The 14,276-nt window shown below is 53.8% G+C and carries 12 protein-coding genes; 10 read left to right on the forward strand and 2 right to left on the reverse strand.

Going from position 1 to position 14,276, the window contains the following annotated elements:
* Nucleotides 1-9: 9 nt before the first annotated feature.
* From HMPREF0576_RS08560 to HMPREF0576_RS08580, 5 genes are all read left to right on the forward strand, one after another.
* A complete protein-coding gene (locus HMPREF0576_RS08560) occupies nucleotides 10-1,113 on the forward strand; it encodes a DnaJ C-terminal domain-containing protein (RefSeq protein ID WP_004011498.1) in 1,104 nt (367 codons plus the stop codon).
* 8 nt (nucleotides 1,114-1,121) lie between these two features.
* Entirely contained in the window at nucleotides 1,122-1,694 is a 573-nt protein-coding gene (locus HMPREF0576_RS08565; protein ID WP_004007967.1) for a heat shock protein transcriptional repressor HspR, read from the forward strand.
* 180 nt (nucleotides 1,695-1,874) lie between these two features.
* Nucleotides 1,875-4,622 (forward strand): ATP-dependent Clp protease ATP-binding subunit, encoded by a 2,748-nt coding sequence (locus HMPREF0576_RS08570; RefSeq protein ID WP_036324436.1) that lies wholly within the window; start codon nucleotides 1,875-1,877, stop codon nucleotides 4,620-4,622.
* Between the two features lie 189 nt (nucleotides 4,623-4,811).
* Nucleotides 4,812-5,459, forward strand: a complete 648-nt coding sequence (locus HMPREF0576_RS08575) for a TetR/AcrR family transcriptional regulator (RefSeq protein WP_004011500.1) — start codon at nucleotides 4,812-4,814, stop codon at nucleotides 5,457-5,459.
* A gap of 23 nt (nucleotides 5,460-5,482) precedes the next feature.
* Nucleotides 5,483-6,433: a serine hydrolase domain-containing protein gene (locus HMPREF0576_RS08580; protein ID WP_004011501.1), complete on the forward strand. Its 951-nt coding sequence runs from the start codon at nucleotides 5,483-5,485 to the stop codon at nucleotides 6,431-6,433.
* Nucleotides 6,434-6,471: 38 nt separating this feature from the next.
* On the opposite strand, the gene HMPREF0576_RS08585 is transcribed toward HMPREF0576_RS08580, so the two are convergent.
* A complete protein-coding gene (locus tag HMPREF0576_RS08585; protein ID WP_004011502.1) occupies nucleotides 6,472-7,164 on the reverse strand; it encodes a TrmH family RNA methyltransferase in 693 nt (230 codons plus the stop codon).
* Between the two features lie 47 nt (nucleotides 7,165-7,211).
* Between HMPREF0576_RS08585 and pyrE the strand changes: the two genes are divergently transcribed.
* Entirely contained in the window at nucleotides 7,212-7,757 is a 546-nt protein-coding gene (pyrE, locus tag HMPREF0576_RS08590; protein WP_049776691.1) for an orotate phosphoribosyltransferase, read from the forward strand.
* Nucleotides 7,758-7,945: 188 nt separating this feature from the next.
* Nucleotides 7,946-8,971 (forward strand): class II fructose-bisphosphate aldolase, encoded by a 1,026-nt coding sequence (fbaA, locus tag HMPREF0576_RS08595; RefSeq protein ID WP_004007974.1) that lies wholly within the window; start codon nucleotides 7,946-7,948, stop codon nucleotides 8,969-8,971.
* Between the two features lie 109 nt (nucleotides 8,972-9,080).
* Here the strand turns inward: fbaA and HMPREF0576_RS08600 are convergent, their stop codons facing one another.
* Nucleotides 9,081-10,505: an ROK family protein gene (locus HMPREF0576_RS08600; protein WP_245527397.1), complete on the reverse strand. Its 1,425-nt coding sequence runs from the start codon at nucleotides 10,503-10,505 to the stop codon at nucleotides 9,081-9,083.
* 185 nt (nucleotides 10,506-10,690) lie between these two features.
* Between HMPREF0576_RS08600 and HMPREF0576_RS08605 the strand changes: the two genes are divergently transcribed.
* Genes HMPREF0576_RS08605 through HMPREF0576_RS08615 form a run of 3 tightly spaced genes read left to right on the forward strand, consistent with a single transcriptional unit; the run spans nucleotide 10,691 to nucleotide 14,231 of the window.
* Nucleotides 10,691-12,145 (forward strand): xylulokinase, encoded by a 1,455-nt coding sequence (locus HMPREF0576_RS08605; protein WP_004011504.1) that lies wholly within the window; start codon nucleotides 10,691-10,693, stop codon nucleotides 12,143-12,145.
* 5 nt (nucleotides 12,146-12,150) lie between these two features.
* Nucleotides 12,151-13,227 (forward strand): ABC transporter permease, encoded by a 1,077-nt coding sequence (locus tag HMPREF0576_RS08610; protein WP_004007977.1) that lies wholly within the window; start codon nucleotides 12,151-12,153, stop codon nucleotides 13,225-13,227.
* A 2-nt stretch (nucleotides 13,228-13,229) separates the two neighbouring features.
* A complete protein-coding gene (locus HMPREF0576_RS08615; protein WP_004011505.1) occupies nucleotides 13,230-14,231 on the forward strand; it encodes a substrate-binding domain-containing protein in 1,002 nt (333 codons plus the stop codon).
* Nucleotides 14,232-14,276 lie beyond the last annotated feature (45 nt).

Here is a 14,276-nt window from a genome sequence, read left to right on the forward strand (position 1 = left end):
GGGTAAGCGATGGGCACCAATGATTGGATTGATAAGGATTATTACGCCGTCCTGGGAGTCTCAAAGGACGTGACGGATAAAGACCTGAAAAAGGCCTATCGCAAGTTAGCGCGTCAGTATCACCCGGACCAGAATCCCGGCGATAAAGCGGCTGAGGAAAAGTTTAAAGAGATTGGCGAGGCTTACTCGGTTCTCTCCGATTCCGAACAGCGTCAGAAGTACGATGCCTTGCGAGCGATGGTCTCTGGCGGTCCTCGGTTTCAGGCTGGGGGGTCCCGCCACGGTTCTGCCTCCGATTTTGAGGACGTGTTTTCGGCAATGTTCTCTGGCGGTTACGGCGCTGGTGGTAGCACTTACGGTGGTGCCGGTCCGGATTTGAGCGACATCCTCAACACTTTTACCCGCTATGCGGATAGTGCGGATGGAGCTGGTCCGGGTGCATCTTACGCCGGATTTGGACCAGGCTTTTCGGGTCGTTTTCCGGGAGGAGCCCGACCCACGGCTGACCCAGGTTACGGTGCCGGAGCGTCCACCGCGGGGGCGCGCAAGTTCGCGTTCCGTGCCCAAGACGGTGCTGACCTCACGGCTTCCACGAAACTGACCTTTAAACAGGCGTATAACGGCGCCACCATTCGGCTCAAGCTACACGGTGAAGTCATTAGCGTGCGGATTCCTCCGGGGGTTCGGGACGGGCAAAAGATTCGCCTGAAGGGTAAGGGTAAGCCAGGCATAAACGGTGGCGAACCGGGCAACCTGGTGGTGACCTGCAGTGTTTCTCCGCACCCCTTCCTGCAGTTGAATGGGAAGGATTTGCTGTTCACTCTGCCCATTACTTTTGCGGAAGCCGTCAACGGGGCACTTATTGAAGTGCCGCTGCCGGATGGTTCGACCGTGAAAGTTAATGTACCGAGCGGTACACAATCTGGTGAGGAGATTCGGATTCCCGGATACGGCTTGCACACCAAGAAAGGACGCGGGAACTTGCGCTTAACCGTGCAGGTAGCCGTCCCGCAGAAGCTCTCGCGGGCTGCCAAGAAAGCCGTTGATGATTTCGCGGCGGCAACCAGCAGCGCTAATCCGCGCGCCGAGTTAGATCGGAAGGTTGCGCTTTAGGAGATGTCATGAGCCTAATCGATGAGATGAATGCGGCCCTGGCGCTGTTGTGTTCCAACAATCGGCGGCTGGTGGAGACCATTCTGACCAAAGAATTCGGAGGGGCTCACGGCACTGCCGGGCTCAGCGAGGTCGAAGCCCAACAGGTGTGGGTGAAGCCCCGGTTTCGGGTATCTCAGGCCGCCGAAATGATGAGCATCCACCCCCAGACCCTGCGTCAATATGATCGGCTGGGTCTGGTGGTGCCGCGACGCACCGGTGGGGGTGGACGGCGCTATTCGCTGCGGGATTTGGCGCGACTACACCAGGTTCAGAGTTTGTCCCAGGGAGAGGGCGTGAACTTAGAGGGCATTCGGCGCATCATGGATTTGCAGCGCCGTGTGGATGAACTCGAAGCAGAAAACGCGGCGCTCTCCCTGGCAGCAAACCGGCAAAATCGGGTCTTTGCCGCCTCCTCCAGCGGTGAAGTTACGAAACTTAATCGCGGGCAGCGACCCGAAAAGACACAATCAATAGGCTTCCCCCTCGGGGCATCTTCTCAGTCGAGCGCCCTGGTGGTGTGGGGTCAAGAAATCCCGTGAGCACTCTAAATCACAGCAACTGAAACCGGGTAGTTCTGTTTCCCAGGAATTACTGTCTGGTGCTGAATTGTTTCCAAATTACGCAAAGGGTGAAAATCGGTTTTCACCCTTGTATCGCGGAATACGCCGCCCGCAAATACTGTTTATCTAAGTGCCGAAAAGGCGAAGGGAATGATATCTATGGATCAAAAATTTACGACTAAGTCTCAGGAGGCTCTGGCAACGGCACTGCGTACCGCGGGGGCGGCTGGCAATGCCATGCTTGAACCGATACACCTGCTTTCTGCGCTACTGGAAGACAGCGAAGGAATTGCCTTCGAAGTGCTCAGCAGTGTGGCTGATGCTGACGCTATTGGTCGGGAGGTACGCCGTGAACTGGCGTCTTTACCGGGGGCGACCGGTGAATCTGTGGCGGAACCGCAGCCTTCCCAAGCTATGCTAAACGTCATTAGTGCAGCTGGTGCGAAAGCACAAGAGCGGGGGGATGATTATGTCTCTACCGAACACTTACTGTTGGGGTTGGCTGAAAATGAGGGCAGAGTCGGCAAGATTCTGCGCGATGCGGGAGCTAACGACAAAAAACTGCGCCAAGCTATTAAAAAGATTCGCGGAGACGCCAAAGTGACCTCCCCGAACCCCGAAGCTACGTTTAAAGCCCTGGAAAAATACGGCGATGACCTGACCCAGCGGGCTATGGATGGCAAACTTGACCCGGTAATTGGGCGCGACAGCGAAATCCGGCGGGTCATTCAGGTGCTGAGTCGCCGCACCAAGAATAACCCGGTGTTGATTGGGGAGCCCGGCGTGGGCAAGACCGCCGTGGTAGAAGGTCTAGCCCAACGTATCGTAGCGGGAGACGTGCCCGATTCCCTCAAGCACAAGCATCTCATTGCCCTTGATTTGGCAGCGATGGTAGCGGGGGCGCAATATCGCGGTCAGTTCGAGGAACGGCTGAAGGCAGTGCTGGAAGAAATCAAGAACGCTGAAGGTGAAGTGGTGACCTTCATTGACGAGCTTCACACCGTGGTCGGGGCGGGAGCCAGTGGCGGGTCGATGGACGCCTCAAACATGCTGAAGCCCATGCTGGCGCGCGGAGAGCTGCGTCTAGTGGGGGCGACGACTTTGGACGAGTACCGCGAGCACATTGAAAAGGATCCGGCTTTGGAACGGAGGTTCCAAACTGTATTCGTGGGGGAGCCCAGCGCGGAGGACACTGTCGCCATCTTGCGTGGCATAGCTCCGAAATATGAGGCTCATCACAAGGTGACCATTGCGGACGGGGCCTTAGTGGCTGCCGCACAGCTTTCTAACCGTTATATTTCCGGTCGTCAGCTGCCAGATAAGGCTATCGATTTGATTGACGAAGCGGCGTCTAGGCTGCGGATGGAACTGGATTCCTCGCCGGAGGAGATTGACTCTCTGCGCCGAGAAGTGGAGCGGGTCAATATGGAGTTGTCCTATTTGAACGCCTCCGACCCGAACCGGGAGGATCCGGCGACCGAGGGGCGCGTGGCGCAACTGCAAGCCAGTTTGGATGAAAAGCAGGCGCAGCTAGATCGGCTAAACCTGCGGTGGGAAGCCGAAAAGGCGGGTCATAACCGAGTCGGCGAACTGCGCGTAAAACTGGACGAACTGAATACGGCTCTGGAGCAAGCCATGCGCGAGGGGCGTTGGGAAGACGCAGGACGTCTGCAAAATGGTGAAATTCCAGCGATTCAAGCCCAGATTACGGCAGCGGAAGGCGAGTCCTCGAACCAGTCGAGTGCGGCGGGGCACGCTCCCTCCGATTCCGCCATTTCTGGAACAAACAGTACAAAATCTGGTCATCCGGATGCTGGCGACTCGCAAGACGGTCCCATGATTGCTGAGAAAGTCGATGCTGCCGAGATTGCGGAAGTAGTCGCCTCTTGGACTGGAATTCCGGTGGGCAAGCTGCTCCGGGGCGAATCTGAAAAGCTGCTGCATATGGAGGAATACCTGGGGCAACGCTTGATTGGGCAAAAGGATGCCGTGCGCGCGGTGTCGAATGCGGTGCGTCGGGCGCGTGCGGGAGTCTCCGACCCGAATCGTCCGACAGGCTCTTTCCTGTTCCTGGGACCGACTGGGGTAGGCAAGACCGAGCTGGCGAAGGCTCTGGCTGATTTCCTGTTTGATGATGAAAAGGCTTTGACCCGTATTGATATGAGTGAATATGGTGAGAAGCACTCGGTCGCGCGCCTGATTGGTGCCCCTCCGGGTTATGTCGGATACGAGGAAGGCGGTCAGCTGACCGAAGCGGTGCGGCGGCGCCCTTATGGGGTGGTGTTGCTCGATGAGGTCGAAAAGGCGCATCCGGATGTTTACGACATTTTGCTGCAGGTGCTTGATGACGGTCGATTGACTGACGGTCAAGGGCGTACGGTTGATTTCCGCAACGTCATTCTGGTGCTGACCTCAAATCTGGGGTCTCAGTTCCTGATTGATCGTGAGGCTGATCCGGCAGAGGCGCATCGCCAAGTTTTGGATTTGGTGCGTGCCGCATTCAAACCGGAGTTCTTAAACCGTTTGGACGAAACCATCATGTTTGAGGCTCTGTCTACCGAGGATTTGGAACAGATTGTCGACATCCAGATTCACCAGTTGACCACGCGCTTGGCGGAATCTCAGTTGACTCTCGAAGTCACCGAGTCGGCGCGATCTTGGCTGGCGGTCACGGGCTACGATCCGACTTACGGAGCGCGCCCGCTACGTCGCTTGATTCAACGCGAGATTGGCGACCAGCTGGCAGAAAAGCTGCTGGCGGGAGACATTACGCCCGGTTCGGCCGTGGTCGTGGACATGCCCAATTTCAGTCCCACAGATTTAATAAAATCTGGAGACTTGAGTGAATTGACAGGACCAATGTCAGACCAATATCGACTGGAGCTAAGGGTAAAAAACGCCCAATAATCCAGTAAATTGCCTGTTCAAGGCGGCGCGGAGACAATTCCGTGCCGCCTTGAGTGGTTTTATGTTCCTGAGAACGCTTCTCAAAACGTGGAAGTTTACCGAGTGGTAAGTTATGATTAGGTGTGAGTTTCCTGGCTTTTTGCTGGGAATAGGTTTTTAGGTGTTGGTCTACCAGCGAGAGAGGTCACAGTGGCGCAAAAGCGGGAGCGTGGTCCCTATCAATCGGGGTTAGCGAGGCGGGAAGCAATTCTGGACGCAGCTGTCGATTTACTCGCTGAAGTCGGCTATCACGGTATGTCTTTGCGCGACGTAGCTCGTCATGTGGGAATTTCGCATCCGGGGGTTATCTATCACTTTCCCTCCAAAGAGGTGCTCTTAATGAGCGTCGTGCAGCGCTACGAAAAACAGCTCGGTTTTGACCTGGATAACCTCGAGAAGCTAGATGCGTTGCCGGTGTTAGACACCCTGTTAGAGGTCACTTCTCGACTGAATGAAAATCCCATGATTATCGAAGTGGAATGCATGATGATGGTTGAAGCCTGCTCGGAAATCCATCCTGCTCACGATCATTACATGCGCCGTTCCGCGCGTTTGCTCAGCATTTTAAGGCGGGCTTGGTCCCGCCTGCAGCAGGATGGAAAAGTTAGCGCCACGGAAGATCCGCTGCGTTTGGCAGAGATTCAGGCTGCAGTCTTTAACGGCATCTTGATTCATTGGCTTTATGACCGCGATTTTGATGCTTCTGAGGAACTGGCACGTTATTTCATCTCGGTGTTCCTGCCACAGCACCAAGAGGAGCTGTTACTGCACTACCGGGAGTCCGGCTGGATTCATTAAACTGTACCGATTGGTAAAGACCTATGAGTGTCGCATTCGGTTCCCTCACTGTGGCGCACCTGCCGGCGCGACAGGGCTTTGACTTTCCCTATGCTTTAGCGGTCTTATCGCTTCAGGCTAACGGGGATGTCTATGTTTGGACCGCTGGATCCACGCCCGCCGCGGTGGAGCGGTCATTTCCCTGGATGTCAGTCACCAAATTCTTGGTGGCGTTGGCATTTTGGCGGCAATCTCGGCGCGCCCCCGTGTTGTCTCTAAACACCCCGGTCGGCTCCCCTGTAGCGCCGGGGGTGAATCTGGTGGACTTACTTTCGCACTGTTCAGGACTACCTTTTGACGCTCCGGAAACTGCTCCAGACCAATCTCGTCTGGGGGTGCAGCTCGGGATTTCTCGTCCCGATGCGCGCGCAATCGCGCCGTTTACTAAGCGAATCTACTCGAACTACAACTTCGAGCTGGCTGGGGCGATAGCGGAAAAGGTCGTGGGGAAATCGTGGACGGACTGGGTACGGGAAACAGTTTTAGAGCCTCTTGGAATGAGCGGTACAATTTTGTCGCATTCTCCGGCGTGGGGTGCGGTCGGTCCTGTGACTGACTTGGCTCGTCTGGCAGGGGAGCTGCTTTGCCCCGAAGCGGGAGTGCTGGGATTTACCGAGCAGGACCTCGATAGATTTTGCGCACCGCAGCATCCGGGATTGCGCGGATTGCTTCCGGGCTATGGACCGCAAAAGGACAATCTCTGGGCGACCGGCGTGGAACTGCACGGCGTGAAGTCGCCCCACTATCTGCCGGCGTCATTTCCTCCGGAGGTCGTCGGGCAGTTTGGTCAGTCGGGGTCGTTTATCTGGGTGGACCGCGCTGCCGGCGTGGCGGGGGCATTCTTGGGAGCACAAAAATTTGGTCCGGTGCATCGGGCACTGTGGCCCGACCTTAACGCTCAGATTCGTGAACTTGCTCTCTTGGCGCAACATTGAAACTCGACGGTACGGACATTTGGTTCGGACTTCTCTTGTTAAGAGTTTGTGGGGCGTGGCGGATAAGCTCGCCGCCACGCCCAGATACTGATGGCGGCAGCGTGCCCCACGTTCAGCGACCGTGTCGAACCGTACTGTGTAATCTGTACTAATCGTTCCAATGCGTTTTGCATAGCGGGGGTCAGACCCTGCGATTCTTCGCCGAAAACCATTAGGGTGCGCGAGGGCAGTGTCACGGTTTCCAACGGTTCCGCACCGGAAAAATTATCCATTCCCACTATCGTGAGTTCCTGTTGGGCAGCATACGACACCAGGTCCTGGACTTCCGGGTGGTGGTGCAGGTGCAGATAACGGTCGGTGACCATGGCGCCGCGGCGGTTAAAGCGCCGCCTGCCCACGATGTGCACGTGACGCACACCCAGACCATTCGCGGTACGGATGATGGAGCCGGTATTGAAATCGTGTCCCACATTTTCAATTGCGACTTCCAACGTAGGCTCCCCCGGTCCAGATTGTAATAATCGGTCCAGTTCGTCGCGGATGGCTTCTTGCCGCCAATAGCGGTAGCGGTCAGGTACATTGCGAGTATCACCGTCCCGCAACAATTCCGGGTCATAGTGGGGGTCGGTTGGCATGGGCTGATTCGCCGGCCAAGGTCCCACCCCTACCGCTCCCGCTGCATAATCTGCCAGCCCTGGAGGAGCATCTACCGGTTTATTGTTCTCTTCCACGCTTTACACTTTATGCTTAAAGCGTGAAAAAGAATGATCCACAGCTGATGAAACTCGCTGAACTTGTGAAAACCCTCTCCGTTGTCCACGGGAAAGTCACTCTCGCATCGGGGAAAGAATCCGACTTTTATGTCGATATGCGTCGCGCCACCCTGCATCACGAGGCTGCCCCGTTGATTGGTCATGTCATGCTGGATTTACTGGAAGAAAATGGGTTCCCAGTCTCGGAAATCGACGCCGTCGGCGGGCTGACAATGGGGGCTGACCCGGTCGCGACGGCGATGCTGCACGCGGCGGCGGCCCGAGGCTTAAGCTTAGATGCTTTCGTGGTACGTAAGGAAGCAAAAGACCACGGCATGAAACGCCAGATTGAAGGTCCGGACGTGGCGGGCAAGCGGGTAGTCGTCCTGGAAGATACCTCGACTACCGGTGGCTCCCCCCTCCAAGCTGCGCAAGCACTGAAAGCTGCGGGAGCCGAAATCCTCGCAGTCGCCGTGGTGGTTGACCGTGCCACCGGGGCGAAAGAAAAGATTGAAGCCGCTGGCTACCCCTATTTTGCGGCGCTGGGCTTATCTGACCTGGGGCTGTCCTGACAATTTAGAGTCAACTCCACAGACGGCGTTACCGACACCCCTTGTGCTGGGCTCACAGCAACAGCACGGTATCTCCCTTTGGCTAGGTCAGACTGGGAAATCCACAATAGACGCGAAAAATGTGTGCAAAAGTGCAAGAATAGAACACGTCAACATGACAATTCGATGCTACATAAAAGGAGATAATCGTGGCCATTGCAACCCCCGAAGTTTATAAGGAAATGCTGAAGCGCGCGAAGGAAAACAAGTTTGCCTACCCGGCAATCAACGTGACTTCCTCGCAGACTGTGACTGCTGCCCTGCGTGGTTTCGCTGAAGCCGAATCTGACGGCATCATTCAGGTGTCCGTGGGCGGTGCGGAATACTGGTCTGGCTCGACGATTAAGGATCGCGTGGCAGGTTCGCTGGCAATGGCCGCTTACATCCGTGAAGTTGCTCAGAATTACCCGGTCAACGTGGCTATCCACACCGACCACTGCACTGAAGACAAGCTCTCGTCTTGGACTGAGGCCCTCATCGACTTGGAAATTGAGGAAGTTAAAGCTGGTCGTCTACCGTTCTATCAGTCCCACATGTTTGATGGGTCTTCCATTCCTCTGGAAAAGAACCTCGAAGTGGCAAAGCGTCTGCTGCCGAAGGCTGCCGCAGCCAAGACCATCCTGGAGGTAGAAATCGGCGTCGTTGGTGGCGAAGAAGACGGCGTTGTTGGGGAAATCAACGAAAAGCTCTACACCACCACCGAGGATGGCATTAAGACTGTCGAGGCGCTGGGCTTGGGTGAAAATGGTCAATACCTGACCGCTTTGACCTTCGGCAACGTCCACGGCGTATACAAGCCGGGTCACGTCAAGCTGCGTCCTGAACTCTTGGGCACCATTCAGGAAGAAGTCGGCGCTCACTTCAACGCCGGCAACCGTCCGTTCGACTTGGTGATGCACGGTGGCTCCGGCTCCACGGCTGAAGAAATCGCCACCGCGGTAGCCAACGGCGTCATTAAGATGAACGTTGACACCGATACCCAGTACGCCTTCACCCGTCCGGTCGCGGATTTTATGCTGAAGAACTACGAGGGTGTGCTGAAGGTAGACGGTGAAGTCGGCATTAAGAAGCAGTATGACCCGCGTTCTTGGGGCAAGGCTGCAGAAGCCGGAATGGCGGCGCGCGTCGTCGAGGCTTGCGAACGTCTGGGGTCTGTCGGCACCAAGATGAAGTAAATTCACTTCTGTTTCCGGAGGGGAGTCTGTCCAGGTTCCCCTCCGTTTTTATCCAGATGATAATTAGTGACGGAGGTATTTATACAATCAATTTTGAGGTAACTTTTCCTCAGTCGATGAAAGTTGTCGGTGTTTCATCAACCGGGAAATAAGACAGGGCAATATCAGTAGGACGTTGCCACGATTCTGGGGCACTGAGGAAGCGCAACAACGAATTCCAAGCAGCACCCTGCAAAGAAGAACCTTCTTTAACAATTGATTCTTGTAAGTCGATTTCCATCCAGTTAGAGCACAGCGCGCGACGGGTAAGTTCATCGCGAAGTGCGTCTTCGTAATAGGGAAGTAATTTTTTTAGTACTCCGCCCAAGACTACGGTGGTGACATCAACCAGGTTTATGTAGGTGGACAGAGCTCGTCCCAGATATCTCCCACAAAGCCTTACTGTTTCGGTCACTTGGGCGTTGCCCTTGTGTAAGCTCGCAAATAGTTGTTCCCACGGAGCATTTGCGGGTAAGCCTGCTCGTTCCAGAAGGTTCGCTTTATCAATATACGCGTCTAAACATCCCACTGCTCCACAATCGCAGGGCTTATCTTCATCGCTGACTGCGATGTGTGCAATTTCGCCAGCCCATCCATGCAAGCCGGAGGAAACTTTTCCATCTAGTACTAGAGCAGAACCGATTGCGCTATTTTGTGAAATGAAAATAAAGTCGCTGAGCTCATGACCGGTTTTTTGTCGGGCGATACTTTCTGCTAACGCAGAAAGATTCGCTGTGTTCTGGTAATCAACCGGTACTTCGATATGGAGCTTCGAGCGGAAGTGTTTCTCCAAATCAATGTTTCTCCATCCCAAATGAGGTGACATGTGCAAGTTACTGGTTGAGGACGAAATAATTCCCGAAAATCCACAAGTAATCCCGCACAGAGACAAACCTGAGTGTTGTATTTGGGAAGTTAACTCGTTCACCATGGTTGCAAGTTTCCCAAGGGTACTTTGAGGCGAGTAGGCGGGTACGTCAACTTGGTCAAATTGTTCGGCAATGATGTTTCCGCGCAAATCCATCACGCAGGCGCTGATGTAATCTCGACCGACTTCGGCACCGATGCCACCGTGAGTACGTCTGGCTGGAGTCAACATGATGGAAGGTCTGCCGGAAGGTCCGACACGGGTAGAGCCTTCCCTAATGATGCCGAAGTCCAGTAGATGTTCTATGAGTCTGGTTACTGTTGAGCGGTTTAGTCCTGTTTCGTGTGCCAGGTCTGCTCTTGACATGACTTCAGATCCGGTAATGATTCGGTAGGCCAGCAGTTGCAGATTGTGATTACGTAAGGACTCTGCCCGCATGCCGGGGACTTCGTGATCCGCGGACTGCAAGGATGTGTTTTTTGATTTGGCTGTTCGACTCAAGTTGACTCCCTCGTCATCTGGAACAATCATAACCCAAATTAGTCTTTCTTTAGCCTGTTTTGAAAGTATTAGTTGCCAGAAGCAACTTAACGCTCTTGATGGATAGAGAATTTTTGCAGTATCCATGAGCGAAACAAGCCCTTTTCCGGGTAGTTGCCCATGAATCAGAGGAAAGTTGAATGAATGCCTCGCATAGAAAAATGTTAAAAAGATGCTTGACAGGATTTATTCGATGGTGCTAATGTGCATAGTGCAACAAAGGCGACTCTAAACGTAGAGGTTCAGAGTCTAGTGACACGATGAGGTGGAACGTGAGTAACCGGTTGGTAGCAGGGGTAGATTCCTCGACACAGTCATGCAAAATCATGATTCGTGATGCCGACACGGGGGCACTGGTGCGTTCTGGAATGGCATTTCATCGTACAGGAACCACAGTTAATCCTGCGGTTTGGGTGCGAGCCTTCGACGAAGCGGCACAGCAAGCAGGAGGCTTGGAAGACATCTGCGCTATTTCCGTAGCGGGTCAGCAGCACGGGCTGGTTACTTTGGACGAGGACGGGGAAGTCGTTCGTGATGCCGTGCTCTGGAACGATACCAGCGCGGGAGCTGATGCCAAGGACTTAATTACAGAGCTAGGGCAGGGAGACGCTATTGCAGGTCGGAAAGCCTGGGTAGCAAAGACGGGTTCGGTACCGGTTTCGTCACTCACCGTCAGTAAGTTGCGTCATCTCGCGGTGAACGAACCCGAGAATCTCTCCCGAACCCGTGCAATCGCCCTTCCGCATGACTACCTGACCTGGAAAATCACCAAGAGGAACAAAATCACGGATTTAGCGACAGATAGGTCAGATGCATCTGGCACCGGTTATTTCGATCCCGTGGAAAACGTCTACCTACCAGACATTTTGGAGTTAGCCGCAGGCAAAACGGGCACGGACCTGATTCTTCCGAAAGTTCTCGGTCCCCATACTCCTGTGGGCGAATTTAGCGTGCAGGGTAAAGAAATGCTTGTAGGTCCCGGAGCTGGGGACAACGCCGGAGCTGCCCTGGGTCTTGACCAGAAACCTGGTCATGTCATTATTTCTCTGGGGACCTCAGGTGTCGTCTCCCTAGTTTCGAAAAAACCCACCTGTGATGAAAACGGTGAAGTTACTGGTTTCGCAGATGCGACCGGAAATTACCTCCCGTTAGTGTGCACGCTCAACGCGTCTCGAGTGCTTGATACTACGGCGGCAGCCTTAGGGGTCAATTATGAGAGATTTTCCGAATTTGCACTGAGTGCGCCTCCAGGGTCTGAAGGTTTGGTGATGGTTCCTTATCTCACCGGCGAACGCACTCCGAATGCGCCGTTAGCTACCGGCTCTCTCTTGGGCATTCGAGGGGATAACTTGACCGCGTCGAATATAGCTCGAGCTGCAGTTGAAGGGATGCTGTGTCTAGTGGGATACGGTCTCGAAATCTTCAAGAGATTAGGCGTGGAAGTCAACGCAGTTTCCCTCATTGGAGGCGGGGCAAAGTCCGAGGCAGTGAGACGTATTGCTCCGTCTGTCTTAGGGGTGAAGGTGACTATACCGGAGATTGGAGAATATGTGGCCGATGGCGCCGCGCGCCAGGCTGCGTGGGTTCTAAACGGAGGAACTCGTCCGCCTGTCTGGTCACCCCGGCTGACCTCCTCATACACCGCGCAATCGCAACCTTTTATTATGGAACGCTATCAAGAAGTTAATGGCCTTTTTGCCGATACGACACAGTTAGAATTGGAGTAAGCGAGATGAAAGATTTTCGTCTACCGCAAGAGCTGGGAGTTGCCGGAGTGGTCCTGGCTGTAGGTATCATCATGGGTGTTATCTCCCCAGCTTTTCGCACCTTAGATAACCTTGAAGTACTATTTCTCAATGGCTCTGTGGTGTTGTTTTTGGCCTTGGGCCAGACTTTTGTACTGCTAACAGGTGGTATCGACCTATCTGTGGGGTCCAACATCGCTTTGACCGGAGTGATTGCTGCATTAACGATGCAATCCGGTGTTCCTTGGTGGGCAGCAGCTCTCATCGCCTTACTTGTGGGTGTTGTCGTGGGACTGTTCAACGGGGCAATGGTGTATTGGGGCAAGATGCCGCCTTTTATCGTCACTTTCGCGACTTTTGGCATTTCGGCATCGATTCCAAAGATTCTCACGGATGCGAAATCTGTTACTGTTTCGGATCCCATGTTTGCGATTTTCGGTCGCGGGAGTCTATTCGGAATCCCGATACCTGTAGTTATGGTCTTAATTGCAGCTGTCCTTTGTGCATTATTCCTTCGACACAGCGCCACTGGGGTACACATCTATGCAGTTGGCGGTAATCCGGCAACATCTCGATTGGCTGGTATCAACGTTGCCAAGATTACAGTCCTGGTTTACGTAATTTCCGGTGTGACCGCAGCCTGTGGTGGCATTATCACCGCTTCGCGGCTGATGGTGGGATATCCCACAGCAGGTTCTGGAACTGAACAGTTCTATTCAATCGCATCAGCTGTGGTTGGCGGGGTTTCACTATTTGGTGGGATTGGCTCAATTCCTGGCGCTTTTCTGGGGGCGCTGCTCATTGCCGAGGTCTCAAACGGTATGAATGTCATAGGCGTATCTTCCTATTGGCAACCTCTGGTCATTGGCGTAATTATCTTGATTGGTGTGCTCATTGATACAAATCGCAAGGGCTTTTCGATGCGCCGTTTGCTTCAGCATTTTACGAAAACTACTGACTCTGCAATTGATTCAGATTCTCCTACGCAAGGAGACGAAACGCTTGGACACTCAACGAGTGTAAAAGATGATCAAAAAATACAACCCTCACTGAAAGAAGGATAGAAATGAAAAAAATTCTGGCAACCATAGGCGCGGGTGCGCTTGCTGCCTTCGCCCTATCCGCCTGCGGCAATGCGCTGGATACCGGGACTTCCGGAAGTTCTGGAAAGGATAATGGGGCAGCATCCATTCCGGAAGCCTGTAAGGGAGACAATCCCTATTTGGCTGTACTATTGCCCAACCAGACGAATCCCTACTATGTAGCCATGAAGGAAGGCTTTGAAGACGAAGGCTCCAAGAATGGATTCAAAGTCGAAGTTCAAATTGCTAATGATGACGATGCCAATCAGCTGGCTCAAGCCCAGGCTATGCTGGGTAAGAATCCCTGTGCCTTGGCATTGAACCCGGTTAAATCTGAACCTGCAGCTGCTATTGTCAAGGCCGCAAACGACAAGGGTGTCCCGGTGTTTACCGTCAATATCTCGGCTGATCCCGATGCTTTGAAAGCACAAGGTGCATCGGTAGTTCAATACCTAGGAGCTGATAACGCAGCTGGTGGGGCTCAGATGGCTGAGCAGATTATGAAAGACCTGGGTGCTGACACTGCAATGGAAATTGGTTTTGTCACCGAACCTGATGAGGTTGTAGTGGTAGAACGTGACGAAGGTTTCAAGAAGGCTATTGCAAAGAATCCCAATGCCAAGGTGGTAGCTGAAGTCGATGGCAATGTTAAGCTCACAGACGCGTTAAATGTGACTTCTGAGATGTTGCAGGGGCACCCTGGAATCAGCGTAATCTTTGCATCTACTGGTCCCGCTGCACAAGGTGCCGTGGAGGCGGTTAAAGCCTCGGGGAAGGATATTAAGGTTTACGGTTTTTGCGCCTCGGAAATGCAGACAAACGACGCCTATCCCGCCTGTGTAGCACAGGAACCAGAAGACTATGGTCGTCGTACCGTACAGCAGATTAAGACTTATATAGGTGGAGATAAGGTGGAAGATAACATTCTTCGACCCCTGAAACTGTTCACTAAGGGTCAAACACCCGCTCCCGGCGAAGTCGGCTAATTAATAACCAATCAGTAAACCTTCATCGAGAAGGAAGGAGACGCC

Source organism: Mobiluncus holmesii ATCC 35242 (assembly GCF_000185445.1).
Lineage (GTDB): Bacteria > Actinomycetota > Actinomycetes > Actinomycetales > Actinomycetaceae > Mobiluncus > Mobiluncus curtisii.

Coding starts and splice junctions, on each gene's coding strand:
- HMPREF0576_RS08560 (WP_004011498.1), top strand. CDS start 10: ATGGGCACCAATGATTGGATTGATAAGGATTATTACGCCGTCCTGGGA.
- pyrE (WP_049776691.1), top strand. CDS start 7,212: ATGAAACTCGCTGAACTTGTGAAAACCCTCTCCGTTGTCCACGGGAAA.
- HMPREF0576_RS08600 (WP_245527397.1), bottom strand. CDS start 10,505: ATGGATACTGCAAAAATTCTCTATCCATCAAGAGCGTTAAGTTGCTTC.
- HMPREF0576_RS08570 (WP_036324436.1), top strand. CDS start 1,875: ATGGATCAAAAATTTACGACTAAGTCTCAGGAGGCTCTGGCAACGGCA.
- HMPREF0576_RS08615 (WP_004011505.1), top strand. CDS start 13,230: ATGAAAAAAATTCTGGCAACCATAGGCGCGGGTGCGCTTGCTGCCTTC.
- HMPREF0576_RS08580 (WP_004011501.1), top strand. CDS start 5,483: ATGAGTGTCGCATTCGGTTCCCTCACTGTGGCGCACCTGCCGGCGCGA.
- HMPREF0576_RS08565 (WP_004007967.1), top strand. CDS start 1,122: ATGAGCCTAATCGATGAGATGAATGCGGCCCTGGCGCTGTTGTGTTCC.
- HMPREF0576_RS08610 (WP_004007977.1), top strand. CDS start 12,151: ATGAAAGATTTTCGTCTACCGCAAGAGCTGGGAGTTGCCGGAGTGGTC.